The following is a 26,860-nucleotide window of genomic DNA, read 5'->3' on the forward strand; positions in this document are numbered from 1 at the left end:
TGTCCAAGTGGTTAAACGTATTGGCGTTTTAACAAGTGGTGGTGACGCACCAGGGATGAATGCCGCGATTCGTGCTGTCGTTAGAAAAGCAATCTACGATGGCAATGAAGTTTATGGTATCCGCTATGGCTTTCGTGGACTAGCAGAAGGCGATATCTATCAAATGGGAATTGATGATGTCGGCAACTTGCTGTCGCGCGGAGGGACCATGCTGTACACGGCACGCTATCCTGAATTTGCTGAGAAAGAAGGGCAAGAGAAGGCCATTGCGCAATTGAAGAAATTTAAGATTGATTCTTTGATTGTGATCGGTGGGGACGGTTCCTTCATGGGGGCCAAGGCTCTAAGTGAGCAAGGTTTTCCAACCGTTGGAATCCCAGGTACCATTGATAATGACATTGCCGGGACGGATTTTACCATCGGTTTCGACACAGCCTGTAACACCGTCATTGAAGCGGTCGATAAGATTCGCGACACGGCAACCAGCCATGAGCGTACCTTCATCATTGAAGTGATGGGACGCAATGCAGGAGATATTGCCCTCTGGACGGGGATTTCTTCTGGGGCTGAGAAGGTCATTATTCCTGAAATTGGTTTTGATATGGACCAGGTTGTCTCTGATATCAAGGCAGGTCGGGAACGGGGTAAGAAGCACATTATCATTATCCTCGCTGAAGGCGTGATGTCTGCCAATAAATTCATGGACCAACTCTCGACTTATGGGAACTTCCACAGCCGGGCCACTGTCCTCGGTCATATGCAAAGAGGGGGCGCCCCTTCAGCCCGCGACCGTGTCCTAGCAACCATGTTTGGTTATCGAGCCGTAGAGCTTCTCAACCAAGGCCATTCAGGTATCTGCCTAGGCATCCGTGGCAATGATATTGTCTACGGGGATATTTCCGAAGTCTTGAACCGGGAAAACCACACCCCATTGATGGAATTGTATGAAATTAACGGTGAAATTTCTTATTAAGCCGTCTATAATGTCTAATCGTTCAAAGGATTAAAGCAAAAAGGAGAACAAAAATGCAAAAGAACACAAAAATTGTTTGTACTATCGGCCCAGCTTCTGAGTCAGTTGAAACTTTGGTTCAATTAATGGAAGCGGGCATGAATGTCGCTCGTTTGAACTTCTCACACGGTTCTCATGAAGAACATGAAGCCCGGATTAAGAACATCCGTGAAGCTGCCAAACAAAGTGGTAAACGTGTGGCCCTCTTACTGGACACCAAGGGCCCTGAAATCCGTACCCACAACATGGTAAACCACGAACCTGTTTTACTGGAAAAGGGAACTACGGTTTCTATCTTCTCAACAGAAGTGGAAGGGGACGCGACTAAGTTCTCAATTACTTACCCTCAATTGATCGATGATGTTCATGTGGGCTCCCATATCTTGGTTGATGATGGCCTTGTTGACCTACTTGTCACTGACATTAACAAAGCTGATGGTGAAATCGTGACTGTTGTTGAAAATAGCGGCATCATCAAAGATAAAAAAGGTGTCAATGTGCCAGGCGTTTCCATCAACCTACCTGGGATTACAGATAAAGATGAAGCTGATATTCGCTTCGGTCTGGAACAAGGCATTGACTTTATTGCGGCTTCCTTTGTCCGTAAACCAGAAGACATTCTAGAAATCCGCGAAATTTTAGAAGAAACAGGCAACGAAGATGTTCAAATTCTGCCTAAGATTGAAAACCAAGAAGGCGTGGACAACATCAAAGAAATCATGAACGTTTCAGACGGCTTAATGATTGCCCGCGGGGACTTAGGGGTTGAAATTCCTGTTGAAACTGTTCCAATCGCCCAAAAAGATATGATTGAGCTCTGCAATAGCTTAGGTAAGCCTGTCATTACAGCAACACAAATGCTTGACTCTATGCAACGGAACCCACGTCCAACCCGGGCTGAAGCTTCCGACGTTGCCAATGCAATCTATGACGGGACCGACGCCATTATGTTATCTGGTGAAACAGCAGCTGGGGACTATCCAGTAGAAGCCGTTCAAACCATGAACCGGATTGCCTTAGCAACAGAAGCACAAATCGCAGCCCACACAGATGGTGTCCTACCTAACCATGTGGAACGCGGCGACCATGCCCAATTAGATGTTGCTGAAGCAATCAGCCAATCCGTGGCTTATACCGCAAGCAACTTGGGTATCCGTACCATTGTGGCTGCTACAGACTCCGGTTTCACCGCTAAGATGATCTCTAAATACCGTCCAAATGCGACAATCTTAGCTTTAACCTTCTCAGAAAGTCGTGCGAACAAGCTCATGCTTTCGAGCGGGGTAGAACCTATTGTAGCTGAACGTCCAGCAACAACCGATGATATGATGATCTTAGCTGCTAACCTAGCCAAAGAAAACGGCTATGCCCAAGACGGCGATAAGATCTTAGTAACCGCTGGTGTTCCTGTCGGTGAACGCGGCACGACCAACTTAATGAAGATTCAAATCGTTGGCCGTCAAATTGTTCGTGGCCAAGGTATCGGCGAGAACTCAGCTGTCGGCCATGTGGTCCTAGCTAAAGATGCAGCTGAGGCTAAGGAAAAAGTGACAGCTAACTCAGTTCTAGTAGTGAAGACAACGGACGAATCTTACAATGATGTTATTAGCCAGGCTAAGGCTGTTATCGTTGAAGAAGGCGGCGTGACTAGCCATGCTGCTGTCCTCGGGATCAATACCAATACCCCAGTGATTGTTGGTGCTGAAGGCGCTTGTCAAGAAGTGACAGAAGGCCAATTAGTCACAGTTGATGCCCGTCGCGGTGTGGTTTATGAAGGCGGCGACGCTTAAATTCAGTCAGTTGATTGAGAGAATTTTGCTTGTTGGGTCATCCAATGAGCAAAATTCTTTTTTTTATGGGATCTGGTCGCCCGTCCAAGCTTTAAAATATGCTAGAATAGAAAGCGTATGAGATCGAACACGATTCGACCACAGAAAGAGGTAGACCATGAATAGATATTTAGGAAGCCTGCTGACAGGCATTGTGACCGATGAAAATGACAAATACTTTTTTGTGCAAAAAGATGGCTTAGCTTACCGCTTAGACAAGGACCAGGCCGGTAGTCTCCAAATAGGGGACACGGTCCGCGGTTTTGTCTATGAAAATAGCCGGAAACACTTGTGTATGACCTTGGACCTGCCAGCAATCCGCCAAGGACGCTATGCTTGGGCTGAAGTGATTTCGATTAAGCCTGATCTGGGGGTCTTTTTGGATATTGGCTTGCCCGATAAGGACATCGTCTTGTCCCTGGATGACCTGCCCCAAGAGAAACAGCTCTGGCCCAAAAAAGGGGCCAAGCTCTTTGTCCGTTTGGAAGTGGATAAGAAGGACCGGCTCTGGGCTAAGCTGGCAGATGACCAGGTCTTCCAGCAGATTTCTAAGCGCCTATCCCCCCATACCTCCACTTGGAACAATAAGACGGTCAAGGCTCGGGTCTACCGCTGTAAATTTGTGGGGACCTATCTCTTGACGGAAGACTACTACCAGGCCTACATCCATGAAAGTGAACGTTATGAAGAGCCTAGTCTAGGTGAAGAAGTTAGTGCTCGCGTTATTGGGGTAGGCCAGCACGGAAATTTGAATCTCTCCCTCAAGCCCCAAGCTTATCAAGTGATTGGCGAGGATGCTCAGATGATCCAGGCCATTCTAGAGCGCCAGCCGGACCACTTCCTCCCTTATAATGATAAGAGTCGACCGGAAGATATCCGCCAATTCTTCAACCTATCCAAGGCCCAGTTCAAACGGGCGCTCGGCCATCTTATGAAAGCCGGCCGCTTGCGCCAGGATCCAACAGGGATTTACCTGGTGAACAAAGGGGATGAGGACTAGTGGCGACCGATCAATTTCAAGAACTGAAGGCTTCAGTTCAAGCTTCAGGCTTTAAGCTGACGCCCCAACGTCAGTCTACCCTGCAGGTCTTGATTGAACAGAGTGACCAGTTGCTCAGTGCCGAGCAAATCTACATGTACACCCGAGAAAAGAATGAATCCATTGGCCTAGCCACTGTTTACCGGACTTTAGAGATTTTGACCTCCATCCAGGTAGTCAGTAAGGTCATGGGGTCTGAAGGTTTGGCCTACTATAGTTTGATTAACCGCCAATCCCAGCATGCCCCCCACCACTTAGTCTGTATCCACTGTGGCCGCATAATTGAAATCAATGAAGACTTGCTAGATGCCGTGGAAAAAGAAGTTGAAAAGAACTTCCACTTCAAGGTAACCAACCACCACTTAGTCATCCACGGCCTCTGCCAAGACTGCCAAGAAGGGGACCTGCTCGATGACCAATAAGGAAATTTTAGAAGATTTTCTCTTGACCCTCAAAGTCGAGGAAGGCCTAGCGGACAATACCATCAAGAGCTATGCCAATGATGTCAAGCACCTGGACACCTGGATGCAGGGTCAAAATATCAAGACATACTCCCAACTGCAAGCTGCTGACATCCGACGCTATCTCAAAAGCAAGAGCGACCAGGGGCAAAAAGCAACGACGATCAGCCATTTGATTTCGACCTTGCGCCGGTTTTTTAGCCACCTGCTCTTAAGCGGACAGGTTGACCAGAATCCCATGGAGAAGATTGCCCTACCTAAGAAAAGACAGTCCCTACCGACTGTCTTGACCATGGATGAAGTCGACCGCTTGCTCCAAGCACCTGATATCGGGACGGCCCTGGGTCTCAGGGACCGGGCCATGTTGGAACTCCTCTATGCCTCGGGGCTCCGGGTGAGCGAACTGATCCATCTCAAAGTGACCGATATCCATTCGGAATTAGGTTTCTTGCAGAGCCTGGGCAAGGGGGATAAGGAACGGATTGTACCCCTAGGGGAGGTCGCTGCTGATTGGATCGGCCGCTACCAGGACTATGCCCGGCCCCAATTACTCAAGGCTAAGGAATCAGACCTGCTCTTCTTGAACCACCATGGGGGAGGGATTAGTCGGCAAGGGGTTTGGAAGCGGATCAAGGCCTATGTCCAAGAAGTCGGCATCCAAAAAAATGTCAGCCCCCATACCCTACGCCACTCTTTTGCCACCCATATCCTGGAGAATGGGGCAGATTTACGGGTGGTCCAAGAACTCTTGGGGCACAGTGATATTTCCACCACCCAAATCTATACCCATATCCATGCCCCCCACCTTAAAGAAATTTATGCTAAGGCCTTTCCGCGGTCTTAGGCTTAAAAAATTAAGCAAAAGAAAAGCCTTAAGCTAAGCGTCATAGCTGCTTAGCTTAAGGCTTCTTTTCTATATTTAGATTTAAGGATTGATTTCTAAATTATCTAAGTTAAGGTCTGGTGCGACACTGGCAAAGTCTTTGTCAGTAGAATACTTGAGTTCCTTGGTCTCGCCATTCTTCAGGACGTCAATTTTTTCGCTTTGCTTATCGACTTCCTTGCCCTCTTTGTCGAGGAACTTGATGGTGATGGTAAAGTTCGCTAAGTCAGCACCTGTTGAATTGGATAATTGGCCGCTAATATTGGTTTGGCCGTTGGCATCCTTGCTACCTTGGAAGCTCAATTGGTTGAGGTCTTCTTGGAATTTCTTCAGGATTTCCGTCCGTTCTTCGGCCTTGGCCTTATCTTTTTTGATCTGTTCTCGGTCTAAGGCTAAGTCATCTTCCGAGCCCTCGGGGAGGACATAGCGCTTGTCTTTAGAGAGTTCTTTGAGATAAGCGACCCGTTTGTCATAGTGGTTCAGATAGTTTTCGAGGTCGTCGTAGCCCAATTGGTCGGTATCTAGGGCTTCTAAACAAGCCTTGACTTCTTTGAGGTAGTTTTGAACCGTTTCACCGAGCTTGGGATCTTCGAAATCAGCATTTTCATACTGTTTTAAACCGTTTAACTCCGTTTCAAAGATAGCCTTGAAAGACTTGGTGATGTCATTTTCATTTTCAACCTTCTTCATGGTTTCCGTCCGGTCCTGCCAGGTTGAAGCCAGGTCGGCGAAGAAGGCATCGTCCGTTTTTTGGACTTGGGAACACCCAGCTAGGAAAATAAAAAAGGCTAGGCCGATGATGGATAAGAATTTACGCATTAGGAATAACCTCCACTTCTTTATGTCTTATATTAACAGAAAATACTTTAAAGCGTTAATATTTTACGTTAAATTTCTGCTTTTCCCCAAGCTCTGTTAGAATAGAAGGAGACGAAAGCTCGCTTCACTGAGAAAGGGTGCCATTATGGAAAAAATAGATAAATTACAAAGCTTAATTGATCAGAGCCAGAACTTAGTCTTTTTTGGCGGGGCAGGGGTGTCGACTGAGAGTGGTATTCCTGACTTCCGCTCTTCAGAAGGCCTCTACAGTAAGGACCAAGAGAGGCAGATACCAGCTGAAGAAGTGATCTCCCACCACTACTTCATGGCCCATCCGGAAAGCTTCTTTGACTTCTACTTTGAACACTTGGTCTTCCCTGAAGCCAAGCCTAATCCTGCCCACCGCTACCTCGCAGACTTGGAGGCCAGGGGCAAAGAAGTCACAGTGATTACCCAAAATATTGACGGCCTCCACCAGAAGGCAGGGAGTCAAAAAGTAATTGAATTACACGGCTCGGTATGGCGGAATTATTGTATGGACTGTGGCCAGGCCTATGACTATGAAGACCTGCTTCGTGACGAGTCAGGCATTCCCCGCTGTCAGAAGGACCAGGGCATTGTGCGGCCGGATATTGTTCTCTATGAAGAGAGCCTGGATGCCAGTGCGCTAAGTTCGGCTGTCCGGGCCTTGGGAGAAGCGGACTTGCTGATTATTGCTGGCACTTCCTTAGTGGTTTATCCGGCAGCAGGCTTGATTAATTACTATGCTGGCCAGGACTTGGTCTTAATCAATAAGAGCCCCCTCCAAGTTCCAAAGAAACAATCGCTCACGGTCTTCCAAGACGCAGTGGGCCGGGTCTTTAGTCATTTGGATTAGTTTCGTCAGCGGCTAGAACTTCTTTCTGCCGTTCACGGGACAGGCGCATGATTTCCTGGTAGAGGGCTCGGACACTATCGGCATTGGCCGGGTCCTCCAAGCCCTGGAGCACATGGTCAATCACGGCTTGCTCGCGGTCAGCAACAAAGATGTCAGCCCCTTGAGTGGCTTTGAGCCGGGCAATGGCTTCGCTGACCTTGAGCCGGTCTTCATAGAGGGCAACAATTTTTTGGTCAATTTGGTTGATTTTCTGTCTTTCTTGGTCTAGGGACATGCTTTCACTCCTTTTTTAACTTCATTCATTATAGATAAAATTTGCTGTTCTGACAATTACTAGAACTAGAAAGGCCACAATGAATTTATTATTTGCCATTAACCATTCGTTTCTCTATCAGATGTTAACGACGCTGACTTCGGTTATCGAGAATAGCCAGTCGGAAGTCGAGGCGGTCTATGTTTTGCACAAGGGAAAGCTGGAAGGGGAGGGCCAAGTCCAAAAACTGGCCGCCAAATTTGCCTTTGACCTTCACTTGATCAACATGGACAAGGCGGATTTTAGCCAGGCTCCGGTTTCTAAGCGCTATCCTGAAACGATTTACTACCGGCTTTTAGCCCAGGACTTTTTGCCTGCTGACTTGGACCGTATCCTCTACTTGGATGCGGATATTCTCTGCATCAATGACTTGACCGAGCTCTACCAGTTAGACCTAGGCGATAACCTATACGCGGCAGCTAGCCATTCCCGCTTGACCCGGCTGTCCGATGAATTTAACCGCGTCCGGCTCCAGCGGGAGGATGGCGGGGCCTATTATAATTCGGGGGTGCTCCTGATGAACCTGCCAGCCTTGCGCGACCAAGTCCAGGCAAAAGCTATTTACCAGTACATTGCTTCTCATTACTACCAGCTCTTCTTGCCTGACCAGGATGTTCTCAATGCCCTCTATGGTCACCAGGTCTATGCCTTGCCTGACCAGGTTTACAATTATGATATGCGCTATCAGAAGACTTATGAATTAATTTCTGCCGGGGAATGGGACGACCATTGGGTGATTTCCCATACGGCTCTCTTGCACTTTTGCGGTAAGCGCAAGCCCTGGGATCCTAACGCTAATGATAAATATGCCCTGCTCTACCAGCACTATTGGCAGCGGATGCGTCGGTATTTGAGTGAAGAAGACTTGTAAAAATTGCAAGATCTGTGATAATATGTTAAAGTTTCGTTAATTAAATTTTGACTTTTAGATTGGGAGAGAACATATGCTAACACCATATATTCCAAAGTATAAGAAAGTGGCTATGGGCTTACTCTCTTATATTCCGCGCTTCAAAGACTATGATGAGATGAGTAAGGAAATTGCAAAAGTCGAATCGGGCTACCGGTCGCTCTATCTCTACAAGGACCCATCGTCTGATAATTACCATGCCTTAATTGCCTTTGATGAGGACTTGGAAAGTCAAAGCATTATATTGCGCTATGTGGCCGTCATGCCGTCCTTTAGGGGAGAGGGCTTGGTTTCTCGCATGATAACGGAAGTCAGTGAGCTTTTCCCTCAGCGCAATTTCTCAGCTTCCATTGAGATGTCTGATTTTTTCAAGAAGTGGAATTTAGAGATGCGCCAGGCCAATGCCGATCATTCAACGGAGGAAGTGTCAGACCTTTAAATGGAAGAAAAGAAACAGCTTGAAGCGTATCCAGCCTCTGCCTTGAGGCTGGATTTAGCTAGTTTTGAGGGGCCCTTGGACTTGCTCTTACACTTGATTAAGACTTTAGAAGTCGATATCTTTGATATTCCCATTGTCCTGGTAACTGAACAGTACCTGGCCTATCTAGAGGATATGAAGGAATTGGAATTGGACTTGGCTAGCGAATATTTAGTGATGGCGGCTAGCCTGATTGAGATCAAGTCTAAGATGATGCTTCCCCAGGCCAAAGAAGAAGCTGAAGAGGAAGAAGACCCGCGGGATGACCTGGTCCAACAGTTGCTGACCTACCAGCAATACCAAAATATCAGCCAGCTCTTGGAAGAGAAGCAGGAAGCCCGGCAGTTAGAATATCCTAAGGCAGCTAGCGACCTCTCGCAATGGCAGGTCAAGTTGCCCTTGCCTGAAGGGGCTTTTGACCAAGAGGACTTGCTAGCCGCTCTGCGAAAAATGATGCGCCGCTTAAAGAATCAAGCGCCGCTCGAACGCCAGGTCCAGGCAGAGACTTACACGGTCCAGGAAGCCATGGATGACCTCCTCTCAGCCTGTCCTGAGGGGCGGGTGGTTTCCTTCTATCAAATAATCCTCGAGGGGCCCCTAAGCCGCGAAAGGATAGTGACCCTCTTCTTAGCCGTCTTGCAGCTGGTCAAGCGAGCAGAGATTAGCTTTGCCCAACGGCCAGGCCAGGCTGATATTGAGATCCGACGAAATGAGGTGGGCTGATGACAGCCATGCAAGCTATTGAAAGTTTATTATTTGTTGCAGGCGACCAAGGCTTGGACTTAGAAGAGCTGGCTCACTTGCTCGACTTATCGATTGATCAAACCCGCTATGCTTTGTTGAAGCTGGCTGAGAAGTACCAGTCTGACCAGGAGTCAGCCTTGAACTTATCCTGGGTTAACCAGCGCATCCAATTAGTCACCAAGGCAGAGTTGGCTGAAGTTATTAAAGTCTATGCCCGGTCCCCATTCTCGGTTAAATTATCCCAAGCTGCTCTGGAAACCTTGGCGATTATTGCCTACCAGGCTCCCATCACGCGGATGGAAATTGACGATATCCGAGGGGTTCAATCGTCAGCCATGATCCAAAAACTTCTCCAGCATGACCTGATCGAAGAGATGGGACGTAAAGAGGGGCCAGGCCGTCCCATTATTTATGGGGTGAGTGATTATTTTTACCAATATTTTGGCTTAAGTTCTTTAGACGACTTACCCGACCTAGCCACTGTCCAGCCTGAGGAGCCCGAACAGACCGCCTTATTCGATGCGGGGGACCTGGTTGACTAACGACGGGATACTGAATTTGCTTAAAGGAGATTGACTATGGAAAGATTACAGAAAGTTATTGCACATGCTGGGGTAGCCTCACGCCGGCAAGCAGAAAAATTGATTACAGCTGGCCGGGTCAAGGTGAACGGTGAGACCGTGGTTGAATTAGGAACCGAGGTGTCCCGCCATGACCGCGTAGAAGTCGATGAGGTTCCTATCTACAAAGAAGAACCCAAGTACTTTGTCCTCAACAAGCCAACGGGCGTGATTTCAGCGGTAGAAGATGATCGTGGCCGTCCTTGCGTCACGGATTACTTTCCTGAGGTGGAAGAACGGATTTATCCCATCGGCCGTCTAGACTACAATACGAGCGGGCTCTTACTGTTAACCAATGACGGGGAGTTCGCGAATCTCTTGATGCATCCTAGCCATGAAGTGGCCAAGGGCTATATTGCCAAGGTCAATGGCATTCCCAGCCGAGAAGACCTGCGCCGATTAGAGAAGGGCGTGGTCATTGACCGTAAGAAGACCGCTCCAGCCAAGACGCGTCTCATCAAGCTTGAAGAGGCTAAGGACTATGCTGTCGTGGAAATCGTTATCCATGAGGGCCGCAACCGCCAAGTGCGTAAGATGTTCGATGCCATCGGTCATTCCGTACAAAAATTGCGTCGGGACTTCTACGGTAATGTCTACCTGGATGACTTAAGACCCGGTCAATCACGCGTTCTCTTACCCTTTGAAGTTCAAGAGCTCAAAGCCTTGGCAGAACAAGGAAAGGAGAAATAGAAGTGAATGCTAAGAAGTTAATGTTTACGGCCATTATGGGCGCTCTAGCTTATCTCTTAATGTTCTTTGCCTTTCCCATTCTTTTTGCCCTGCCTTTTTTAAAGATTGATTTTTCCGATATTCCATTATTACTGACCACTTTCCTCTATGGGCCGCTCTCTGGGGCCTTGGCGGCTTTAATCCGGACCCTCCTCCACTATATTCAAACAGGTGGGGACGCCGGCTATCCGATCGGGGATTTGGCGAGTTTCCTGGCCAGTTTGGCTTATATCTATCCCATTTATTACCTCTTGAGGGGCCACTTACAAGTCCTTAAGTCCAAAGAGCGCCACTTGCCATGGCCTAGACTGATCCTGATTTACGGCCTGGCCACCCTATCGCTGACCCTGGTAATGGTGGCCTTGAATTACTTTGTCCTAGCCCCCTTCTATTCAGCAGTCATGAACTTCCCCATTAATGATATGGTCCACTACCTCCTCATGGGGATTGTACCCTTTAACCTCGTCAAGGGCGTCTTAGTATCTATCGTGGCCCACTTCTTCCTGGGCCGCCTCCTACCTATCCTAGACCGCTGGCTCTGAGACACTAGGGGAAGGAAGCAGACAAAGAAAAAGCTTTCCGTTATAATGGAACTGAAAAGTCCGATAACGAAAAGCTTTTTGTTTATTTAGCCTTTGCTCCGCTGGATAGCACCAGTGGGACAGTGGGTCAAAGCCTGGCGGAAGGCTTCCAACTGGTCGGCTGGGATCTGGGCCTGGTAGGGCTGGTCTGAATCTTTGAAGTAAGCAATGCCTTCATCGTCATAATCAAAAACTTGCCCAGCCTTTAGCTGGCAAATCCCACAGGCAATGCAGGCTTCGGGGATAATGTGTCCTTGCATAGTCAATCACCTTTCTGGAGGGAGTTACGTGAACGAAATTCTTGTTAAAGTGGTAAAGAGCTGCCTAGACCTGCCAGCTAATTCGACCTACCAGGTGCTTGTAGGCAAGCGGACCCCATCGACGCTTTATTTTGCGCTTAAGCATCAATTGGCGGCTTATTTTGGCCTCTTCCCCCAGCTCAAGAAGGCGGACTGGGGCCAAGTCTTAGCTGGTCAGTCGGCCTACCAGGATTATTCTAACACAAAGCCTGCTTTCTTGGCAGACTTGCTTGACTTTCGCCAGGGCATGGTCTTTCCGCCCTCCCGGCAGAAGCGCTACGAGGCCTACTTGCTCCTCGTCCAAGCCCTGTCCCAGTTGGCCTATAAGCAAAGCCGTTATGTTACGGTGACCCAGGATTGGGAAGTCCAACAATTTGTCAAACTTTATTTGAGTAAACTTAGCCCGCTTGACCGAGAGACTGTTCTAGAAGCTTTTTATCACGAATGGGGGAAGATGTTGGACAGCTGGCCTCAGGACCAGGCGGACTTCTTAGTTAGCCAGTTTTCCGGTCACGACGCGCCTGCCTTAGCGGCTGAAGACTGTTTGGACCTCGTCCACGGTCGAGAATTTGACTTGGCCCGGCGCTATGTTTTGGGCCGTTTGGACCAGAGCCTCCAAGACTCCGCGACGCTTCCTTATCTGACTTATTTTAAGAGGGGGCTCGACCGTCGCTTTCCGGCTTGGAAACCCTCGGCTGATGTTACCTTGCAGGCCTTGCTTCAGGGGGCTAGTCTTAAAGAACTCCAGGACAAGCGGGGGCTCAAGGCGTCCACCTTGTATGACCATTTGATTGAAGTAGCGGTCTTTGACTGTGAACTCCTCCTGCCTTATTTGAGCCAAGCCCTGGGCCGGTCTCCTGCTAGCTTTTACGCAGAGCCAGCACCGGAAGACTATGCCGCTTTTCAGGACCAGTACGAAGGTCAAGCTTTTTGGCTCTACCGGGTCTGGCAGATCGCTAATCTCAAAGGGAAAGGAGCGGTGTCTGACCGTGCGTGATTTTCAGAAGGAATTAGAGACTTACTTTGCTTGGGACAAGTTTAAGCCGGGCCAGTTGGAAGCCTTAGAGAGCCTTGAAGCTGGCCAGCATGTCATGGCCTTAATGCCAACAGGTGGGGGCAAGTCCCTGATTTACCAGCTCTTTGCCCAGAAAAAAGAGGGGCTAACGGTGATTGTCTCCCCCTTGATTGCCTTGATGCAGGACCAGCTGGCCCAACTCCAAGTCCGGGGCTTCAAGGGAGCCATGGCCTTAAATAGTTCCTTGACGGCACCAGCCTTTAACCAAGCCTTGGCACAATTAGGGAGCTACCGCTTCCTCTTTCTCTCGCCTGAAATGATCCAACAGGCCCGGGTTAAGTCCCGACTCAGCCAGTTGAAGATTGATCTCTTCGTCGTGGATGAGGCCCACTGTATCCTCCAATGGGGAGTGGACTTCCGCCCAGAATACTCCCAGCTCAAGGCCTTACGCCAAGACTTAGGATACCCTTTGACCCTGGCCCTCACCGCCACAGCTAGCCCTGCCGAATTGCGCGATATCCAGAGCTATCTCTTTGCCCCTGAGGAAGTAGTGGAGACCTTGAAGCTTCCTCTCAACCGGCCCAATATTTTTTATGATTGTGAAGTCTTGGACCAGGCAGACAAGTTAGACTTCCTCAGCCAGCAATTAAGCCGCCTGCCCAAGCCAGGGGTTGTCTATGTCCACCAGAAGGCAGAACTTGAAGAATTGAGCCAGACTTTCCGGGCCCAGGGTTTCAATGTAGCGGCCTACCATGCCGACCTGCCAGACAGCCAACGTTTCGCCATCCAGGAACGCTTTCTTGCCCATGCTTTGGATGTGATTTTTGCGACCTCGGCTTTCGGTATGGGGATCAACCAGTCCGATCTCCGCTTTGTGATCCACTACCACCTGCCTTTTTCGCTCAATGAATTGAGCCAGGAGAGTGGGCGAGCCGGTCGGGATGGCGAGCAGGCCTATCACTTGATCTTGGTGGACCAGGAAGAGAAGCGGCGCTTGCTGTATTTTAGGCAGCATCCAGAGGAAGAGGCGGAGAGCTTCTTGCCGCTACTCGCCCAGGCCTTTAACTTAAATGACCAGGGCCTAGACCAGCTCTGCCGCGGGGTCGACCAAGCGGTGGCAGCCCGGCTACGGTTCTATCGCTTTCACTTTAAAGATTACAGCCAGGCCCGCCCCCACTATCTCACTTATATCAAGAAAAAACAAGCGGCCCTGGACCATTTACTGGGCTTGGTTGAGGGCCAGACTTGTTTGAGGCAAGGGCTTCTGGCTTATTTTCAAGCGCAGGAGCCGGTGGACTCGGACTTTTGTTGCAGTCGCTGCCAGCCTAACTTTGAAAGTTTGGCCCCCTGGCAGGCCTTCTTGGAATCAGGGCAGAGGGTTTCCAGTCCAGGTAGAGTCAAGTGGCAGGACCGTTTGCGCCAATTATTTAGGCAGGAATGACCAAGGAATTTAAATGACTTTTCTGTCATAAAGTGATACAATTTTTTTAAATGAATTGGAAAGGATTGACCCGCAATGAGCTTACGCGATAAGTTTAAACAGTTTAGAAATCGTCCTTCAGATGATTTGGACCAGGAGGACTTCGACTACGAGGACTACGATGAAGTCGACGACTATGACTATGAGGACCTAGGAGATGAGCCCGAAACGAGTGAATTCAGCGAAGAGGGTGACCAGAACTTTGGTGAGTATGAGAACTTGAAGAAACGCCAGTATTCGCGTTCAGCCCGCAATCCTAAGGGCCAAGATGAGAAGATTTCGCCCTTCGCTAAAGTGTTGACCTTCATTCTCTTAGTGATGGTGATTGTTCCCTTGATTATTACGGTTTATACGGCCAACCAGAAGAAGACCGTTGAGCCCCAATCAACCGACCAAGTGATGGTGTCTAAGACCCAGAATGTTTCGGCTTCTAAGGCAGAAGAAGAGAGCCGGAAGAAAGCATCCGAATCAAAGGCTAAAGAAGAAGCTGAGAAAAAATCAGCATCGATTGCTTCTTCCGAGCAAGCAGAGAGTGCCAACCAAGCTAGCCAGTCAGCAGCTGCATCAGCTAGCATTGCTGCCCAACAACAGCAAGCCGCCCAAGCTTCTGAACGGGCTTCACTGGCCCAGTCTTCAGCGAATGCCCAACAGAACCAACAAGGGCAAAATACAGCCGGCACATCGGGGACCTATACCGTTCAAGCTGGGGACAACCTTTACCGGATTGCGGTCAACCATGGCATGACCCTCGACCAATTACTGCAAGCTAACGGGCTCAGTGCTAACTCTAACATTGCTCCAGGAACTGTACTTAGGGTACAGTAATGAGGAAAGGAGCGCCTGAATTGACTCAAAATTTTCAAATTGCAATCGATGGTCCAGCTTCTTCGGGCAAGTCAACCTTGGCTAAGCGTCTGGCCCAGCACTACGGCTATATCTACTTGGATACGGGAGCGATGTACCGGTGCTTGACCCTAGCTGCCAAGCGCGCTGGGATTGGGCCTGAAGACCTGGCCCAGCTTGAAGAGCTCTTGGCTTCAGTGGAGATTACTTTCCAAGCCTCGGACCAGGGCCAGTTGGTTTATTTGAATGGTGAAGACGTGAGTCGGGCGATTCGGGAGGACCAGGTATCTAACCTGGTCTCTTATTATGCTGCCATCCCCATGGTCCGCCAGGAAATGGTCAACCGCCAGCAGGAAATCGCTAGCAGTGCGCCTGGTATTGTCATGGATGGCCGCGATATCGGCACCGTGGTCCTTCCCCAAGCCCAGGTGAAGATTTACCTGCTTGCTTCCGTCCATGAGCGGGCCAAACGCCGCTACTTAGAGAATTTGGACCGCCACTATTCGGACCAAAGCCTGGAAGAGATTGAAGAAGAAATCCGCCAGCGCGACCACTATGATATGAACCGGGAGGAGAGCCCCTTGCGTCCGGCAGACGATGCCATCGAGCTCGATAGTTCCCAACTGACCATCGAAGAGGTCCAAGCCAAGCTAATTGCTATTATTGATGAGAAAAAGCAAGAGAAAGCGGAAAATATTTAGTAGATCGCTTGTTTTATTAAGCCAAACATGGTAAAATCAACGTTGTAACACTGGTCTCTTGACTGGTGGCTAGTACTTTAGGAGAGGATACAATATATGTCAAACGAATTTGAAGCACAAAATCATGAAGTAGAAGAAACAGAGGCAATGCCATCAATGGAAGATGTCCTTGACCAAACCTTGGACGTTAAAATTGGCGACACTGTCAATGGTGAAGTTCTAACCATCGATGAAAACAACCAATTAATCGTAGGGATTGAAGGCGCCGGTGTTGAAGGCGTTGTCCCATTCCGTGAAATTTCTTCAACACCAATCGATAATGTTGAAGATGTCGTTAAAGTTGGGGACGTTATTGAATTGGTTGTTGTTAAACAAATCAAAGAAAAAGAAAACGGTTCCTTCTTACTTTCACGTCGCCGCGTTGAAGCGAAGAAAATCTGGAAAGAACTTGAAGAAAAGGCTGAAAACGACGAAACAATCACTGTTCCCGTTAAGAAAGTGGTTAAGGGTGGTTTAGTTGTTGACGCTGGCGTTCGTGGGTTCATTCCTGCTTCAATGGTAGAGGACCACTTCGTTAAAGATTTCACCCCTTACAAAGATAAAGAATTAGAAGTTAAAATTGTGGAAATTGATCCAGCTGAAAACCGCTTGATCTTATCTCACAAAGAAATTGCTGCTGAAAAGGCTGCTGCTGAACGCGCTGAAAAATTAGCACAATTTGAAGCTGGCCAAACTGTTACTGGTACAGTGGCACGCTTAGCTAACTTCGGTGCCTTTATCGACTTAGGTGGTATTGACGGTTTAGTTCACATCTCACAAATTGCCCACCACCACGTGAAACATCCTTCAGATGTTTTAACTGTTGGGGAAGAAGTTGATGTGAAGATCTTGTCTGTTGATGAAGAACGTGGCCGTATTTCACTTTCAATCAAGGACTTAGTACCTGGACCATGGGAAGATATCGAAGAAAAAGCGCCTAAGGGTGCCGTATTAGATGGTGTTGTTCGCCGTCTAGTTGACTTCGGGGCCTTCGTTGAAGTATTCCCAGGAGTGGAAGGTTTAGTTCACATTTCACAAATCGCTCATGAGCACGTGAATACCCCATCTGACAAATTATCAGAAGGTCAAGAAGTACAAGTTAAAGTACTTGATGTGAACCCAGAAGAAAACCGCCTATCATTAAGCATCAAAGCCTTAGAAGAAGCACCAGCTAAAGAAGAAAACGCTGACCGCGACAACAAACCACGTGCTAAGAAATCTCGTCCAGCACGTAAGAATAACCGCGGCCAAGCTGTTCGCCAAAACCAAGCAGCTGAAGAAGATACAGGCTTTACCTTTGGTGACTTATTAGGCGACCAATTAAAAGGATTAGACCTTAGCGACGAAGACTAATCTAAGAATAATGAGTTGAAAATAGAGGCTTGAGCAAAATACTTTATTTTGCCAGCCTTTATTTTTTTATCAGAAAGAAAGTTGTTTAAAGGAGGTTTTAAAATGGCTAATTTAACCATTGCAATTGTGGGCCGTCCTAATGTCGGTAAATCAACCATCTTTAACCGCTTGGCTGGCGACCGGATCTCCATTGTGGAAGACACTCCTGGGGTTACCCGGGACCGGATCTATGCCCATGCGGAATGGCTGGGCCGGCGCTTGAATATCATTGATACCGGGGGGATTGACTTCTCTAATGAATCCTTCCAGGACAAAATTCGGGCCCAGGCAGAGATTGCTATGGAAGAGGCGGACGTGATTGTCATGCTGACCAATGTCCGTGATGGGGTGACGGATACTGATGAAATGATCGCCCAGTTGCTTTACCGGACCAATAAGCCCGTTATCCTGGCCGTTAATAAGGTAGATAATGCCGAACAGCGGGCCAATATCTATGACTTCTATTCCCTAGGCTTGGGAGATCCTGTGCCTATCTCTGGCGCTCACGGTCTGGGCCTGGGGGAACTCTTGGAGACCGTCTTAAAGGTCAGTCCCCAAGAGCCTGACCTAGGGCCAGTGGACGATACCATTTCCTTTGCTGTAATCGGCCGTCCTAATGTAGGAAAATCTTCCATTGTTAATGCCATGCTGGGGGAAGAACGAGTCATCGTCTCTAATATTGCTGGAACGACCCGGGATGCGGTCCACACCCAATTCACAGTGGACAAGCAGAAGTATCGGATTATCGATACAGCTGGCTTGCGCAAGCGGGGCAAAGTTTATGAGAAAACGGAAAAATATTCCGTCCTGCGCTCCATGCGAGCCATTGAAGAAGCGGATGTGGCCCTCTTAGTCTTAAATGCTGAGGAAGGGATCCGTGACCAAGATAAGAATATTGCGGGTTATGCCCATGAAGCCGGCCGTGGCCTGATTATTGTTGTGAACAAATGGGATGCCTTGAAGAAGGATAACCACAGTATGAAACATTTTGAAGAAGAAATCCGGGCCCACTTCCAATTCATTGATTATGCCCCAATCGTCTTTGTTTCCGCCAAGACCAAGCAACGTCTCCACCAATTACCTGCGCTCATCAAGCATGTCCATGAAAACCACCAGCGTCGAATCCAATCCTCGCTCCTCAATGACGTACTGAACCGGGCCATTACCATTAATCCTGCGCCTTCCGACAAGGGCCGCAAGCTTAGAGTCTATTACCTGACCCAGGTTGCCAGTGCGCCACCTTGCTTTGTTGCCTTTGTCAACGATGTGGACCTGATGCACTTCTCCTACGAACGTTTCTTAGTCAATCAAATCCGAGAATCTTTCGATTTTGAGGGGACACCGATCAAATTAATTACTCGTGAAAGAAAGTAATTAGGACATAAACTTTATCTAATTTACTGAGAAAAACATTGTAGTGACAAGGCTTCTGTGGTATCCTTAGAATGGATTATCTAAGCAGATAGAGAAATCCTAAAAATGTTTTTCAATAAACATTCCGATAATATTTATCGGAGGAGGTGAACTAAATTGGCAAATAAAGCAGACTTAGTACAAAGTGTTGCTAACGCAGTTGGTGATTCAAAGAAAAACGTAACGCCAGTAGTTGATGCGGTTTTTGAATCTATCCAAGCTTACCTTGAAGAAGGTGAAAAAGTACAAATCATCGGCTTCGGTAACTTCGAAGTTCGTGAACGTGCAGCACGTAAAGGACGTAATCCACAAACAGGTGAAGAAATCCAAATCGCAGCAAGTAAAGTACCTGCCTTCAAACCAGGTAAAGGCTTGAAAGACGCTGTTAAAGGAAATTAATCTCATCAAAAGAGAAGTTAAAAGTCAGGTCTTCGGATCTGACTTTTTATTTTTCTTAAATGACAGGGACTTATCCTTGGCTGGGAGGGTCAATATGCTAAAATATAGCGGAGGAGGAATTCGCATGCAGATAGAAGAAAATATTAACCGCTTGGTCCAAGCCATCCGGGTCCAAGACCAAGCCAGCATTGACAAGGGCTTGGCAGACTTGCGGGCTAACTTCCAAGCTTATAGCCGTGACCAGCTCTTAGACCTGATTGAAGCGGTCCGGACCTTAGGGGATATGCCCAGCCTGCTCAAACTCTATGACCTGGCCCAGGCTGAAGAACCCGATAACCAGGAATGGCAGCTCCTTAAAGCAGAGGCAGAGATCGACCAAGGGGACTACACGGCGGCTATTGATGACTTGCTAGCCATGGGGGAGGACCATCCCTACCAGCTAGAAGCCCTCTTGATGCAGGCCGATGCCTATCAGATGCTCTCATTACCAGAAGTCAGCATGGTCAAGCTCCAGGAAGCCCAGTCCCTGGCACCGGATGAACCAATTATTTCTTATGGAATAGCCCAGCTGAAATTTGACCAGGGAGACTTTCAGTCGGTCTTATTGGATTACCGCCAGCTCTTGGACCGCAGCGACCTGCCTGACCCGATCAGAGCGAAAGTGGAAGAAAACTACCGCTTTGCCCAAATAGCTGTGGGCCACTTCGATGAGGCCCTAGACCAACTCCAAGCCAAGCAGGCTGAGGACCGGACAGAGGCTGAAGAGAAGCAATTAGGCTTGCTCTATGCTTTAAGTGAAGAGTATGAGAAGGCCCAGGGCATCTTGGAAACTTTTTATCTAGAAGACCAACTGACAGCTAAGGAACTCGCCCTCTATGCTGAAGTGAAGGAAGCCTACCATGAAGATGATGAGGCCTTGAGAATGTTGACTTCTGCACTCAACAGCCAACCTTTTGATGCGGATTTGTGGGGGCAGCGGGCCCGCCTCTACCAGAAAATTGGTCAGACCGACCAGGCCCTGGCTGATGCCGAGCAAGCTTTAGCCTTGGATCCAGATTATACGGCCATGCATGAGCTCATCCTCCATAGTTATTTAGCGGCTGAGGATGGCCAGGCGGCTCAAGACCAAGTTGAGGCCATGCCAGTCGACGCCTACCAATCTGGAGAATTAGCCTGGCTTGTGGCCCGGACTTATGATTTGAACGAAGACTATGCCCAGGCCCGCGACTATTATCAGAAGGCCTATCCGGACCTGCAAGGGGACGCGAGCTTTATTTATGATTACTTGCGTTTTATGCGCGAAGAAGGCGACCAAACGGCCATTGCCCAGGCCCTTAATGATCAACCTGAGCTTAAGTCGGATCCCTCCCTCTACAGCTTCTGGGCAGACCAAGATATGGGTGAATTTTACTCGGAATAAATGCTATAATGAAGAAGTAATCTTTTGAGAGAAACGAACAGCGAAAGGATGCGTAAGCATGAAAGTTTTAGTAACAGGATTTTTAGGACGGATGGGGCAAACCTCAGCCCGTATGGTGGTCAACCACGAAGGCTTTGAACTGGCAGCCTTGGTTGATCTGAAGGCAGACCAAGTCGACGACCTCAGCCCTTGGCAAGAACTTGCCCCTGTCTATCATTCGATTGAAGAAGCCCTAGACCAGGAAACGATTGATGTGGCTATTGATTTCTGCCAACCAGATGCGGCTTACTACAATACCCGCTATTATATTGAACATGGGGTCCATCCCGTTGTGGGAACGACGGGCTTTACAGCCGAACAGATTGAGGACTTGAAGCAAAGAAGTCAAGAAGCCAAGCTAGGCGGGATGATTGCACCTAATTTTGCGATTTCCTCTGTCCTCATGCAGGTTTTCGCTAAGGAAGCTGCCAAATACCTGCCGGACGTTGAAATTATCGAGATGCACCACAATCAAAAATTGGACGCACCGAGCGGGACAGCACAAAAGACGGCTGAACTCATCTATGAAGAGCGGGGCGACCATGAAAGCGGCCATCCCGACGAAACAGAACAGATGACAGGCGCCCGGGGAGCTGACTTCCACGGGATTCGGATCCATAGTGTCCGCCTGCCCGGCCTCAACTCCCACCAAGTCGTTCAATTCGGAGGGACAGGTGAGGCCCTGACCATCCGTCAAGATTCCTTTACCCGGGAATCTTATATGAAAGGGGTGGCTATGGCAGTTGACCATGTAATGACAAGCCAAGAACTGATCTATGGCCTTGAGAACATCCTATGATCCAAGATCCTGTCTTTCAACAGGCCCTACCTGTCCTAAAGGCTTTGGAAGCAGCCGGTTATGAGGCTTATTTTGTCGGCGGCTCGATCCGGGATGCCTTGCTCGGCTTGCCCATCCATGATGTCGACATCGCAACTTCCGCCTATCCCCAAGAGGTCCAGGCCGTCTTCCCTAAGCACTTCGATGTGGGCTTGGAACATGGTACCGTCATGGCTTGGTATGAAGGAGAGACTTATGAAATTACAACCTTCAGAACAGAATCTGGCTACCAAGACTATCGACGGCCGGATAAGGTCGAATTTGTCCAATCCCTAGAACAAGACCTCTTGCGGCGAGACTTCACCATGAATGCGCTAGCCATGGCATCTGATGGTCGCATTATTGACTATTTTGACGGACAAGCGGCCATTGAAGCGGGGCGGATTGAAGCGGTAGGGGTCGCCCAGGAGCGCTTCCATGAAGATGCCTTGCGCATGATGCGGGCGGTGCGCTTCGCGAGTCAATTGGATTTTGAGATTGAAGAGGAAACGGCCCAAGCCCTCCAGGCCAATGCCCCCCTCCTAGAGAAAATTGCCATTGAGCGGATTCTTGTTGAAATGAACAAGTTGTGGCAAGGGAAAAACTGGCAAAAAGGTTTGGGGCAGATGTTAGAGGCTAAGTTGTGGGCCTATTGTCCCATGCTCAAAGGCCCCGTCTTGGAGGCCATGCTGGCCCAAGTCGCCCCCGCAGCCTTTAGCGAATCAGACTTGGCCTGGGCCTTCTATCTCTATTTAGACTTAGGCCCTGGTGCTGACCAGGAAGCTTATCAAGCAGCTAGCCACGAACTGGCCCGGTCTTGGAAGATGTCCAAGCGTGAAGACCAACATATTGCTGGTTTGGCCTATGCCCTGGCTGTCCGCCAGAATTTAGCGCTTTGGGACCCCATTTCGCTCTACCAGCAGGGCTTTGACCTAGCCTGGCAGGTGGAAGAGGCTCTGGCCCAGGAAGAAGCGCAAGCGAGTTTACTGAGTCAGGCTTTTAGTCCAGCCAATCTAGAAGCTTGCCAGGCGAATTGGCATTCACTCCCCATCCATTCTCTAAAAGACCTTGCCCTGAATGGCTCGGACTTGATCCAGGCCTTCCAGCCGCAAGCTGGGGCTCAAATTGGCCGCTGGCTGCGCGCCCTTGAAGCAGCCGTTCTGGAGGGGGAGGTTGCCAATGACAAGGCCACTCTCTTGGCTTGGCTTGAAGACGAAATTGCAGCTGAGGAGGAAAATGTGTGATGAGACGATATGCCGTGGTAGATATTGAAACAACCGGTCCTTCCTTTAAAGAGGGCGACAAGATTATTCAAATCGGTCTGGTTCAGTTAAGCGACCAAGGCATTGAAGCAGAATACAGCTGGGATATCCAGCCCGACCAAAAAATTCCCCCACGCATTGTTGACCTAACGGGAATTACAGATGAGCAGTTGGCCCCGGCACCCCGCCTAAGAGACATAGCGGATGATTTCTTAGAGAAACTGGGGGAGCGAATCTTGGTGGCCCATAATATCAACTTCGACTATAAGTTCTTGAGCCGGAGCCTGGAGCGCTTGGGCTATCCCCCCCTTAGCAATGAGGGAATTGACACCGTCGAATTGATCCGCCTGCTCTATCCTTGTGACCAAAGTTATAAATTAGGGGACTTTGCAGAAAAGCATGGCATTTCCTTAGTCCATGCCCATAGTGCCCTCGATGATGCACGGGCAACAGCTCATATCTTGCTCTTGATCCAAGACAGAATCCGCCAGCTATCCTATGACCTCTTCCAGTCCATCCAGCCTTTGACTGCGCGCATGATTCGGCAGACTGGGACCTATTTGAACCGCTGGGTCGACGACTGGGCACCGCGCACGAGGGAAGGTCTAGTGAAGAAGGGGCCCTTTTACCTCGCTGAACAGAAAGGCCAGGGCTTGGTCTTTCCTAAACAATTTGGCCAGGACCAAGCGACAAGCTTAGACTTGGGCGAGCGGGCTATCTATGTGGGCCAGGGGGATGTCCACTTGACTGGTCTTCAAGAAGGGATTTGCCGGGACTTGTCCCAGTTTTTTGACCAAGATCAAGAAAGATTGGCCTGCCTGGATGCTCCCGCTGGCTCAGGTAAGAGCTTGGCCTACTTATTAGCGGCTCTGCAATCTTCGCCGGGGCAAGCGGACCTGGTGCTAGCGACTTCGACCCGTCTGCTCCAGGACCGTTTGGCTCAGGAGAGTCTCCAACAGGTGGCTGATATTCTGGGCCGGCCCTTGCGCTATGTCCAGCTCAAGAGTTCCCGCCACTATATCGACCTATCTGCCCTGGAAGCCTTTCACCATGACCTCCTAGCGAGCAAGCAGGTCAAGAAGCGGGATGCCTTGCTCTTAGCCGGCTTGATGATTTGGCTGGCCCAAAGTCAGACGGGGCTCTTAGTTGAGCTGAATCCTGGCCTATTGACCAAGGATTTCACAGGACAGATGACGACGGCCAAGGCTTGTGACCAGGCTCTGGCGAAGTGGGGAGACCATGCCTACTATGCCCGGGAATGGCAGGCGATTCCTGAGGCGGACCTGGTCTTAACCAACCAAGCCTTTCTTTGCCAGCACCAGAATGACCTGGAAGCTTGGGGTCTACTCTCTTCCAAGGGCTGCTTCCTGGTGGATGAGAGCCATCAACTCTTGGATACCCTCCAGTCCCACGGCAGCAAGGCATGGTCCAGTCAGTCCTTTGAAAAGCAAGCCAACCACATTCAAAAATTGCTGGCCAATTTGATTCACTTCCCTGAGGCCTACCAATTCTCTGGCCAATCCTTCGATGAATTGTACCAGTCCAGTCAATTAATCCAGACCGTCTGGCAAAGTTTTGACCAGTTGATGGCTTACTTGGAAGAAAACTATCGCAAACTGGTCTATTATAAACAGCAGAGTGAGACCAAAGAGAGCTTTATGTTAAAGTCGGACTTCCAGGCTTCAGCCTTCTATCGCCAGCTCAAGGAAGTCCAGGCTCGGGTAAGCGACTTGTCGGCTTCCCTGATTAAACTCTGCCAGGCTGTCCAAGTCAAAGCAGGCTATAGTAAGCAACGCTTAGACCAACTGAAGGCCTTAGTCCAGGAGCAAAGACGGATGAATGACCAGCTTGACCGCTTACTTGGAGGAAGGAACTTAGATTATTACGTCTTGAACCTGGTCGAAGTGGGGGATAATCTCCACTGCCAAGTTCAAGCCAAGCCCTTCGAAGACCAGGCTTTGCTCGACCGCTTTCTTAAAGGACTAGCCTGCCAAACCGTCTTTATTTCAGCAAGTCCCTTGGCTGGCCGAGACTTTGAGACTAAGCCTGTCCGCTATTCTTACAAAACGCGTCAGGCCCTGCAAGAAGTCTTTGTCTTGATGGATGGCCTATCCATTGATAAGATGAATGCTAAAGTGGCAGCGGCTTGGACGGCTGACTGCCTATTAAGTCTCTGGCCCCGCTCCTATAACCGCGTCTTGGTCTTGGTCAATGCTAAAAACCAGGCCCGGCTACTAGAAGCTGCTTTAAAAGAGCGTTTAGACTATCAGAGCTTCCAGAAGGTGTACAGCCAGCTTAATTTTAAACATACCCATAAGCTCTTCCAACTCTTCGACCAAGAGGATTCGGGCTTACTAATCGGTTTGCAGAACTTTAGCGAAGGGGTCCACTTTAAGCAAGGCTTGGACCTGGTCTTGCTGCCCCGCTTGCCCTTTGCGGCTCCGGAAGCAGCGGACGAATTGGCCAAGCAAGCCTTGGCTAGAGAAGAGGGAAGGGATTATTTTGAAACAGTGGCCCTGCCCGATATGCTGGTCCGGCTCAAACAAGCGATTGGCCGAGCTGCCAATGGCCAGTCAGAGCCTGCTGCCTTCCTCTCCCTCGACCAACGTTTAGTCAAGAGTGCTTATGCGGACAAGCTCCAAGCCTATTTAGCCTCTACCGCCAGTTTCACGTCGCTTTGCCTAGAAGAGCTCAAAGCAGATTTACAGGATTCAAGTCAAGATAAAGGATGACAGCATGCGCAAAAAACTACTTTACATCCTAATTGCCTTTCTCACACTCTACATCTTACTGACCAATAATGTTTATTTTTCTTCCCAAAAACCGCTCATCGATGCGGAGGATGAAGTCAGCCAGGTGGCCCAAGACCATGAGCTATCTGCTATTAAGGATTTTTACCTCTTCACTAAGGACGAGACTTGGTATTCCGTCCGGGCGGAGAATAAGGACGGGCGCGAAGTCTATCTGACCTATCAACCAGATAGCAAAACCGTACACAAGGGCTTTGTTGATGAAATGGTAACGGAAGAAAATGCCATTGCCTTGACCCATAATGAACTGCCTGAGGTGGAGGTCAAGGAAGCCCGGCTCGGTTTTGATGATAATTTTTTCGTTTGGGAAGTAAGTTTTGTCGATAAAGAGGGGAATTTAGGGTATCATTATATTAATGCAACCAACGGCACTTGGTACGAAACTATCAATAATTTATAGAAACAATGAGGTGACGATATGATCTCTGATCGCATCATGAATTTACAAGAATCGAAAACACTCGCAGCTAATGACAAAGCCCGGGAACTCAAGGCCCAAGGGCGGGATATTATTTCCTTAACTGTTGGGGAACCGGACTTTGATACGCCCCAGTATATTTTGGATTATGCTAAGGAAGCCATGTATGCCGGCAAGGGTCACCATTATACCCCTGCCAGTGGGGCTTTAGAATTGCGCGAGGCCATTGCCCACTACCATGAGAAACATGATGGGGTTGTTTATGAGCCAAGTGAAATTTTTGCAGGGAATGGGGGTAAACTTGTTCTCTACTATCTCTTCCAAGTCTTAGTCAATCCTGGCGACGAAGTCCTTATCCCCCAACCTTACTGGGTCAGCTATTACGAACAAATCCGTCTAGCTGGGGGTAAGCCCGTTATTATCGAAACCAAGGAAAGCAATAACTTTGTCTTAACTGTTGAAGAGCTCGAAGCAGCCTGTACAGATAAGACCAAACTTTTGATCCTGAACACGCCATCTAATCCATCGGGGGCTGTGCTCAGTCCAGATGAAATGCGTGCAATCGGCAATTATTGTGTGGACAAGGGGATTTTGATTATCTCGGATGAGATGTATTATCAATTGGTCTACAATGGGACCAAGGCGATCTCTATGGCTTCCATTTCACCAGCTATCCGCAAGCAAACGATCGTGGTTAATGGCGCCTCTAAGGCTTACGCTATGACCGGCTGGCGCTTGGGCTATTGCTTGGGTGATGAAGACATTATGCGGGCTATGAATAAGTTAGCTAGTCAAGTGAGTGGGAACCCATCAGGTATTGCCCAGTACGCAACGATCGGTGCTTTGACGGGTCCCCAAGATGACCTGGAACATATGCGTCAAACCTTTGAAAAACGTTTGAATGCCGCTTATGACCGCATGACTGCCTTGCCAGGTTTCAATCTAGCCGCCAAGCCCCAGGGCGCCTTCTATCTCTTCCCCAATTGCCGTGAAGCGGCTAGTCTAACAGGCTATGCCACGGTAGATGATTTCGCCATGGCCCTACTCGAAGAGGCTGGGGTTGCTAGCGTCGTTGGTAGCGCCTTTGGGATGCCAGACTTCCTGCGCTTCTCTTATGCTGCTGACCAGGACAAGTTCCTAGAAGCCATGGACCGGATTGAAGCCTTTATGGCAGACCACCAAGTGCAAGCATAAAGCACGAGAAAGTGAGCATGATCA

The 26,860-nt window shown here is 49.0% G+C and carries 28 protein-coding genes; 25 read left to right on the forward strand and 3 right to left on the reverse strand.

All coding sequences use genetic code 11. The features are described 5' to 3' along the window. The first annotated feature begins 7 nt into the window (after positions 1-7). From pfkA to xerD, 5 genes are all read left to right on the forward strand, one after another. Entirely contained in the window at positions 8-973 is a 966-nt protein-coding gene (gene pfkA / locus F6I03_RS06275) for a 6-phosphofructokinase (RefSeq protein ID WP_083290467.1), read from the forward strand. A 53-nt stretch (positions 974-1,026) separates the two neighbouring features. After that, complete coding sequence (gene pyk / locus F6I03_RS06280) at positions 1,027-2,802, forward strand: pyruvate kinase (RefSeq protein ID WP_070430073.1); 1,776 nt, start codon at positions 1,027-1,029, stop codon at positions 2,800-2,802. Positions 2,803-2,959: 157 nt separating this feature from the next. Next, positions 2,960-3,841 carry a S1 RNA-binding domain-containing protein gene (locus F6I03_RS06285; RefSeq protein ID WP_070430074.1) on the forward strand — a complete coding sequence of 294 codons (882 nt, stop codon included), beginning with the start codon at positions 2,960-2,962 and terminating at the stop codon, positions 3,839-3,841. After that, positions 3,841-4,302: a Fur family transcriptional regulator gene (locus F6I03_RS06290; protein ID WP_070430075.1), complete on the forward strand. Its 462-nt coding sequence runs from the start codon at positions 3,841-3,843 to the stop codon at positions 4,300-4,302. Before F6I03_RS06285 ends, F6I03_RS06290 begins: the two co-directional genes overlap by 1 nt. Further along, positions 4,292-5,185 (forward strand): site-specific tyrosine recombinase XerD, encoded by an 894-nt coding sequence (xerD, locus tag F6I03_RS06295; RefSeq protein ID WP_070430076.1) that lies wholly within the window; start codon positions 4,292-4,294, stop codon positions 5,183-5,185. The genes F6I03_RS06290 and xerD overlap by 11 nt, the downstream gene beginning before the upstream one ends. A gap of 81 nt (positions 5,186-5,266) precedes the next feature. Here the strand turns inward: xerD and F6I03_RS06300 are convergent, their stop codons facing one another. Continuing rightward, on the reverse strand, positions 5,267-6,043 hold the full coding sequence (locus tag F6I03_RS06300; RefSeq protein ID WP_070430077.1) for an FxLYD domain-containing protein: 777 nt from the start codon (positions 6,041-6,043) through the stop codon (positions 5,267-5,269). A 145-nt stretch (positions 6,044-6,188) separates the two neighbouring features. Here F6I03_RS06300 and F6I03_RS06305 point away from each other — a divergent pair, with 145 nt between their 5' ends. Continuing rightward, on the forward strand, positions 6,189-6,920 hold the full coding sequence (locus F6I03_RS06305; RefSeq protein ID WP_191622028.1) for an NAD-dependent protein deacylase: 732 nt from the start codon (positions 6,189-6,191) through the stop codon (positions 6,918-6,920). Here F6I03_RS06305 and F6I03_RS06310 read toward each other — a convergent pair. Beyond that, positions 6,904-7,194, reverse strand: coding sequence for a chorismate mutase (locus tag F6I03_RS06310; RefSeq protein WP_070430079.1), 291 nt, complete (start codon positions 7,192-7,194; stop codon positions 6,904-6,906). The genes F6I03_RS06305 and F6I03_RS06310 overlap by 17 nt on opposite strands. A 79-nt stretch (positions 7,195-7,273) precedes the next feature. Here F6I03_RS06310 and F6I03_RS06315 point away from each other — a divergent pair, with 79 nt between their 5' ends. The 6 genes from F6I03_RS06315 (at position 7,274) to F6I03_RS06340 (ending at position 11,256) form a co-directional block, all read left to right on the forward strand. Next, positions 7,274-8,104 carry a glycosyltransferase family 8 protein gene (locus F6I03_RS06315; protein ID WP_070430080.1) on the forward strand — a complete coding sequence of 277 codons (831 nt, stop codon included), beginning with the start codon at positions 7,274-7,276 and terminating at the stop codon, positions 8,102-8,104. A gap of 73 nt (positions 8,105-8,177) precedes the next feature. Continuing rightward, positions 8,178-8,582 carry a hypothetical protein gene (locus F6I03_RS06320; protein ID WP_070430081.1) on the forward strand — a complete coding sequence of 135 codons (405 nt, stop codon included), beginning with the start codon at positions 8,178-8,180 and terminating at the stop codon, positions 8,580-8,582. After that, positions 8,583-9,344, forward strand: a complete 762-nt coding sequence (locus F6I03_RS06325; RefSeq protein ID WP_070430082.1) for a segregation/condensation protein A — start codon at positions 8,583-8,585, stop codon at positions 9,342-9,344. Beyond that, a complete protein-coding gene (scpB, locus tag F6I03_RS06330; RefSeq protein WP_070430083.1) occupies positions 9,344-9,907 on the forward strand; it encodes an SMC-Scp complex subunit ScpB in 564 nt (187 codons plus the stop codon). The genes F6I03_RS06325 and scpB overlap by 1 nt, the downstream gene beginning before the upstream one ends. A 36-nt stretch (positions 9,908-9,943) precedes the next feature. Then, positions 9,944-10,675, forward strand: a complete 732-nt coding sequence (locus F6I03_RS06335; RefSeq protein ID WP_150983089.1) for a pseudouridine synthase — start codon at positions 9,944-9,946, stop codon at positions 10,673-10,675. A 2-nt stretch (positions 10,676-10,677) separates the two neighbouring features. After that, positions 10,678-11,256 carry an ECF transporter S component gene (locus F6I03_RS06340; protein WP_224788497.1) on the forward strand — a complete coding sequence of 193 codons (579 nt, stop codon included), beginning with the start codon at positions 10,678-10,680 and terminating at the stop codon, positions 11,254-11,256. A gap of 86 nt (positions 11,257-11,342) precedes the next feature. Here the strand turns inward: F6I03_RS06340 and F6I03_RS06345 are convergent, their stop codons facing one another. Continuing rightward, the gene (locus F6I03_RS06345; RefSeq protein ID WP_070430085.1) at positions 11,343-11,555 is read right to left on the reverse strand and encodes a ferredoxin; all 213 of its coding nucleotides are present in this window, start codon (positions 11,553-11,555) and stop codon (positions 11,343-11,345) included. A gap of 28 nt (positions 11,556-11,583) precedes the next feature. On the opposite strand from F6I03_RS06345, the gene F6I03_RS06350 reads away from it, so the two are divergent. From F6I03_RS06350 to F6I03_RS06410, 13 genes are all read left to right on the forward strand, one after another. Continuing rightward, positions 11,584-12,591 carry a hypothetical protein gene (locus tag F6I03_RS06350; RefSeq protein WP_070430086.1) on the forward strand — a complete coding sequence of 336 codons (1,008 nt, stop codon included), beginning with the start codon at positions 11,584-11,586 and terminating at the stop codon, positions 12,589-12,591. Then, positions 12,584-14,050, forward strand: a complete 1,467-nt coding sequence (locus F6I03_RS06355; protein ID WP_191622029.1) for a RecQ family ATP-dependent DNA helicase — start codon at positions 12,584-12,586, stop codon at positions 14,048-14,050. Before F6I03_RS06350 ends, F6I03_RS06355 begins: the two co-directional genes overlap by 8 nt. A gap of 75 nt (positions 14,051-14,125) precedes the next feature. Next, positions 14,126-14,914, forward strand: a complete 789-nt coding sequence (locus tag F6I03_RS06360) for a LysM peptidoglycan-binding domain-containing protein (protein ID WP_070430088.1) — start codon at positions 14,126-14,128, stop codon at positions 14,912-14,914. A 20-nt stretch (positions 14,915-14,934) separates the two neighbouring features. Then, on the forward strand, positions 14,935-15,633 hold the full coding sequence (cmk, locus tag F6I03_RS06365) for a (d)CMP kinase (RefSeq protein WP_083290469.1): 699 nt from the start codon (positions 14,935-14,937) through the stop codon (positions 15,631-15,633). Positions 15,634-15,729: 96 nt separating this feature from the next. Beyond that, positions 15,730-17,025 carry a 30S ribosomal protein S1 gene (rpsA, locus tag F6I03_RS06370; RefSeq protein ID WP_070430090.1) on the forward strand — a complete coding sequence of 432 codons (1,296 nt, stop codon included), beginning with the start codon at positions 15,730-15,732 and terminating at the stop codon, positions 17,023-17,025. A gap of 102 nt (positions 17,026-17,127) precedes the next feature. Continuing rightward, positions 17,128-18,438, forward strand: coding sequence for a ribosome biogenesis GTPase Der (gene der, locus F6I03_RS06375; RefSeq protein WP_070430091.1), 1,311 nt, complete (start codon positions 17,128-17,130; stop codon positions 18,436-18,438). A gap of 156 nt (positions 18,439-18,594) precedes the next feature. Further along, positions 18,595-18,876: an HU family DNA-binding protein gene (locus F6I03_RS06380; RefSeq protein ID WP_067971897.1), complete on the forward strand. Its 282-nt coding sequence runs from the start codon at positions 18,595-18,597 to the stop codon at positions 18,874-18,876. A gap of 124 nt (positions 18,877-19,000) precedes the next feature. Further along, positions 19,001-20,296, forward strand: a complete 1,296-nt coding sequence (locus tag F6I03_RS06385; protein ID WP_070430092.1) for a tetratricopeptide repeat protein — start codon at positions 19,001-19,003, stop codon at positions 20,294-20,296. A 58-nt stretch (positions 20,297-20,354) separates the two neighbouring features. Further along, on the forward strand, positions 20,355-21,134 hold the full coding sequence (gene dapB, locus F6I03_RS06390; protein ID WP_070430093.1) for a 4-hydroxy-tetrahydrodipicolinate reductase: 780 nt from the start codon (positions 20,355-20,357) through the stop codon (positions 21,132-21,134). After that, complete coding sequence (locus F6I03_RS06395; RefSeq protein WP_070430094.1) at positions 21,131-22,396, forward strand: CCA tRNA nucleotidyltransferase; 1,266 nt, start codon at positions 21,131-21,133, stop codon at positions 22,394-22,396. Before dapB ends, F6I03_RS06395 begins: the two co-directional genes overlap by 4 nt. Next, the gene (locus tag F6I03_RS06400; protein WP_070430095.1) at positions 22,396-25,146 is read left to right on the forward strand and encodes an exonuclease domain-containing protein; all 2,751 of its coding nucleotides are present in this window, start codon (positions 22,396-22,398) and stop codon (positions 25,144-25,146) included. The genes F6I03_RS06395 and F6I03_RS06400 overlap by 1 nt, the downstream gene beginning before the upstream one ends. A 4-nt stretch (positions 25,147-25,150) precedes the next feature. Continuing rightward, positions 25,151-25,624: a DUF5590 domain-containing protein gene (locus F6I03_RS06405; protein ID WP_070430096.1), complete on the forward strand. Its 474-nt coding sequence runs from the start codon at positions 25,151-25,153 to the stop codon at positions 25,622-25,624. Positions 25,625-25,642: 18 nt separating this feature from the next. Continuing rightward, positions 25,643-26,836: a pyridoxal phosphate-dependent aminotransferase gene (locus F6I03_RS06410; RefSeq protein WP_070430097.1), complete on the forward strand. Its 1,194-nt coding sequence runs from the start codon at positions 25,643-25,645 to the stop codon at positions 26,834-26,836. Positions 26,837-26,860: the final 24 nt, after the last annotated feature.

This window comes from Aerococcus sanguinicola, assembly GCF_008726925.1.
Lineage (GTDB): Bacteria > Bacillota > Bacilli > Lactobacillales > Aerococcaceae > Aerococcus.

Bases quoted from the DNA above. Each gene is read 5' to 3' on its own strand.
- rpsA (WP_070430090.1), top strand. From the start codon at position 15,730: ATGTCAAACGAATTTGAAGCACAAAATCATGAAGTAGAAGAAACAGAG.
- F6I03_RS06305 (WP_191622028.1), top strand. From the start codon at position 6,189: ATGGAAAAAATAGATAAATTACAAAGCTTAATTGATCAGAGCCAGAAC.
- xerD (WP_070430076.1), top strand. From the start codon at position 4,292: ATGACCAATAAGGAAATTTTAGAAGATTTTCTCTTGACCCTCAAAGTC.
- dapB (WP_070430093.1), top strand. From the start codon at position 20,355: ATGAAAGTTTTAGTAACAGGATTTTTAGGACGGATGGGGCAAACCTCA.
- F6I03_RS06285 (WP_070430074.1), top strand. From the start codon at position 2,960: ATGAATAGATATTTAGGAAGCCTGCTGACAGGCATTGTGACCGATGAA.
- F6I03_RS06300 (WP_070430077.1), bottom strand. From the start codon at position 6,043: ATGCGTAAATTCTTATCCATCATCGGCCTAGCCTTTTTTATTTTCCTA.
- F6I03_RS06405 (WP_070430096.1), top strand. From the start codon at position 25,151: ATGCGCAAAAAACTACTTTACATCCTAATTGCCTTTCTCACACTCTAC.
- pyk (WP_070430073.1), top strand. From the start codon at position 1,027: ATGCAAAAGAACACAAAAATTGTTTGTACTATCGGCCCAGCTTCTGAG.
- F6I03_RS06320 (WP_070430081.1), top strand. From the start codon at position 8,178: ATGCTAACACCATATATTCCAAAGTATAAGAAAGTGGCTATGGGCTTA.
- F6I03_RS06325 (WP_070430082.1), top strand. From the start codon at position 8,583: ATGGAAGAAAAGAAACAGCTTGAAGCGTATCCAGCCTCTGCCTTGAGG.
- F6I03_RS06385 (WP_070430092.1), top strand. From the start codon at position 19,001: ATGCAGATAGAAGAAAATATTAACCGCTTGGTCCAAGCCATCCGGGTC.
- F6I03_RS06360 (WP_070430088.1), top strand. From the start codon at position 14,126: ATGAGCTTACGCGATAAGTTTAAACAGTTTAGAAATCGTCCTTCAGAT.
- F6I03_RS06335 (WP_150983089.1), top strand. From the start codon at position 9,944: ATGGAAAGATTACAGAAAGTTATTGCACATGCTGGGGTAGCCTCACGC.
- F6I03_RS06310 (WP_070430079.1), bottom strand. From the start codon at position 7,194: ATGTCCCTAGACCAAGAAAGACAGAAAATCAACCAAATTGACCAAAAA.
- F6I03_RS06400 (WP_070430095.1), top strand. From the start codon at position 22,396: ATGAGACGATATGCCGTGGTAGATATTGAAACAACCGGTCCTTCCTTT.
- scpB (WP_070430083.1), top strand. From the start codon at position 9,344: ATGACAGCCATGCAAGCTATTGAAAGTTTATTATTTGTTGCAGGCGAC.
- F6I03_RS06345 (WP_070430085.1), bottom strand. From the start codon at position 11,555: ATGCAAGGACACATTATCCCCGAAGCCTGCATTGCCTGTGGGATTTGC.
- F6I03_RS06395 (WP_070430094.1), top strand. From the start codon at position 21,131: ATGATCCAAGATCCTGTCTTTCAACAGGCCCTACCTGTCCTAAAGGCT.
- F6I03_RS06315 (WP_070430080.1), top strand. From the start codon at position 7,274: ATGAATTTATTATTTGCCATTAACCATTCGTTTCTCTATCAGATGTTA.
- F6I03_RS06410 (WP_070430097.1), top strand. From the start codon at position 25,643: ATGATCTCTGATCGCATCATGAATTTACAAGAATCGAAAACACTCGCA.
- der (WP_070430091.1), top strand. From the start codon at position 17,128: ATGGCTAATTTAACCATTGCAATTGTGGGCCGTCCTAATGTCGGTAAA.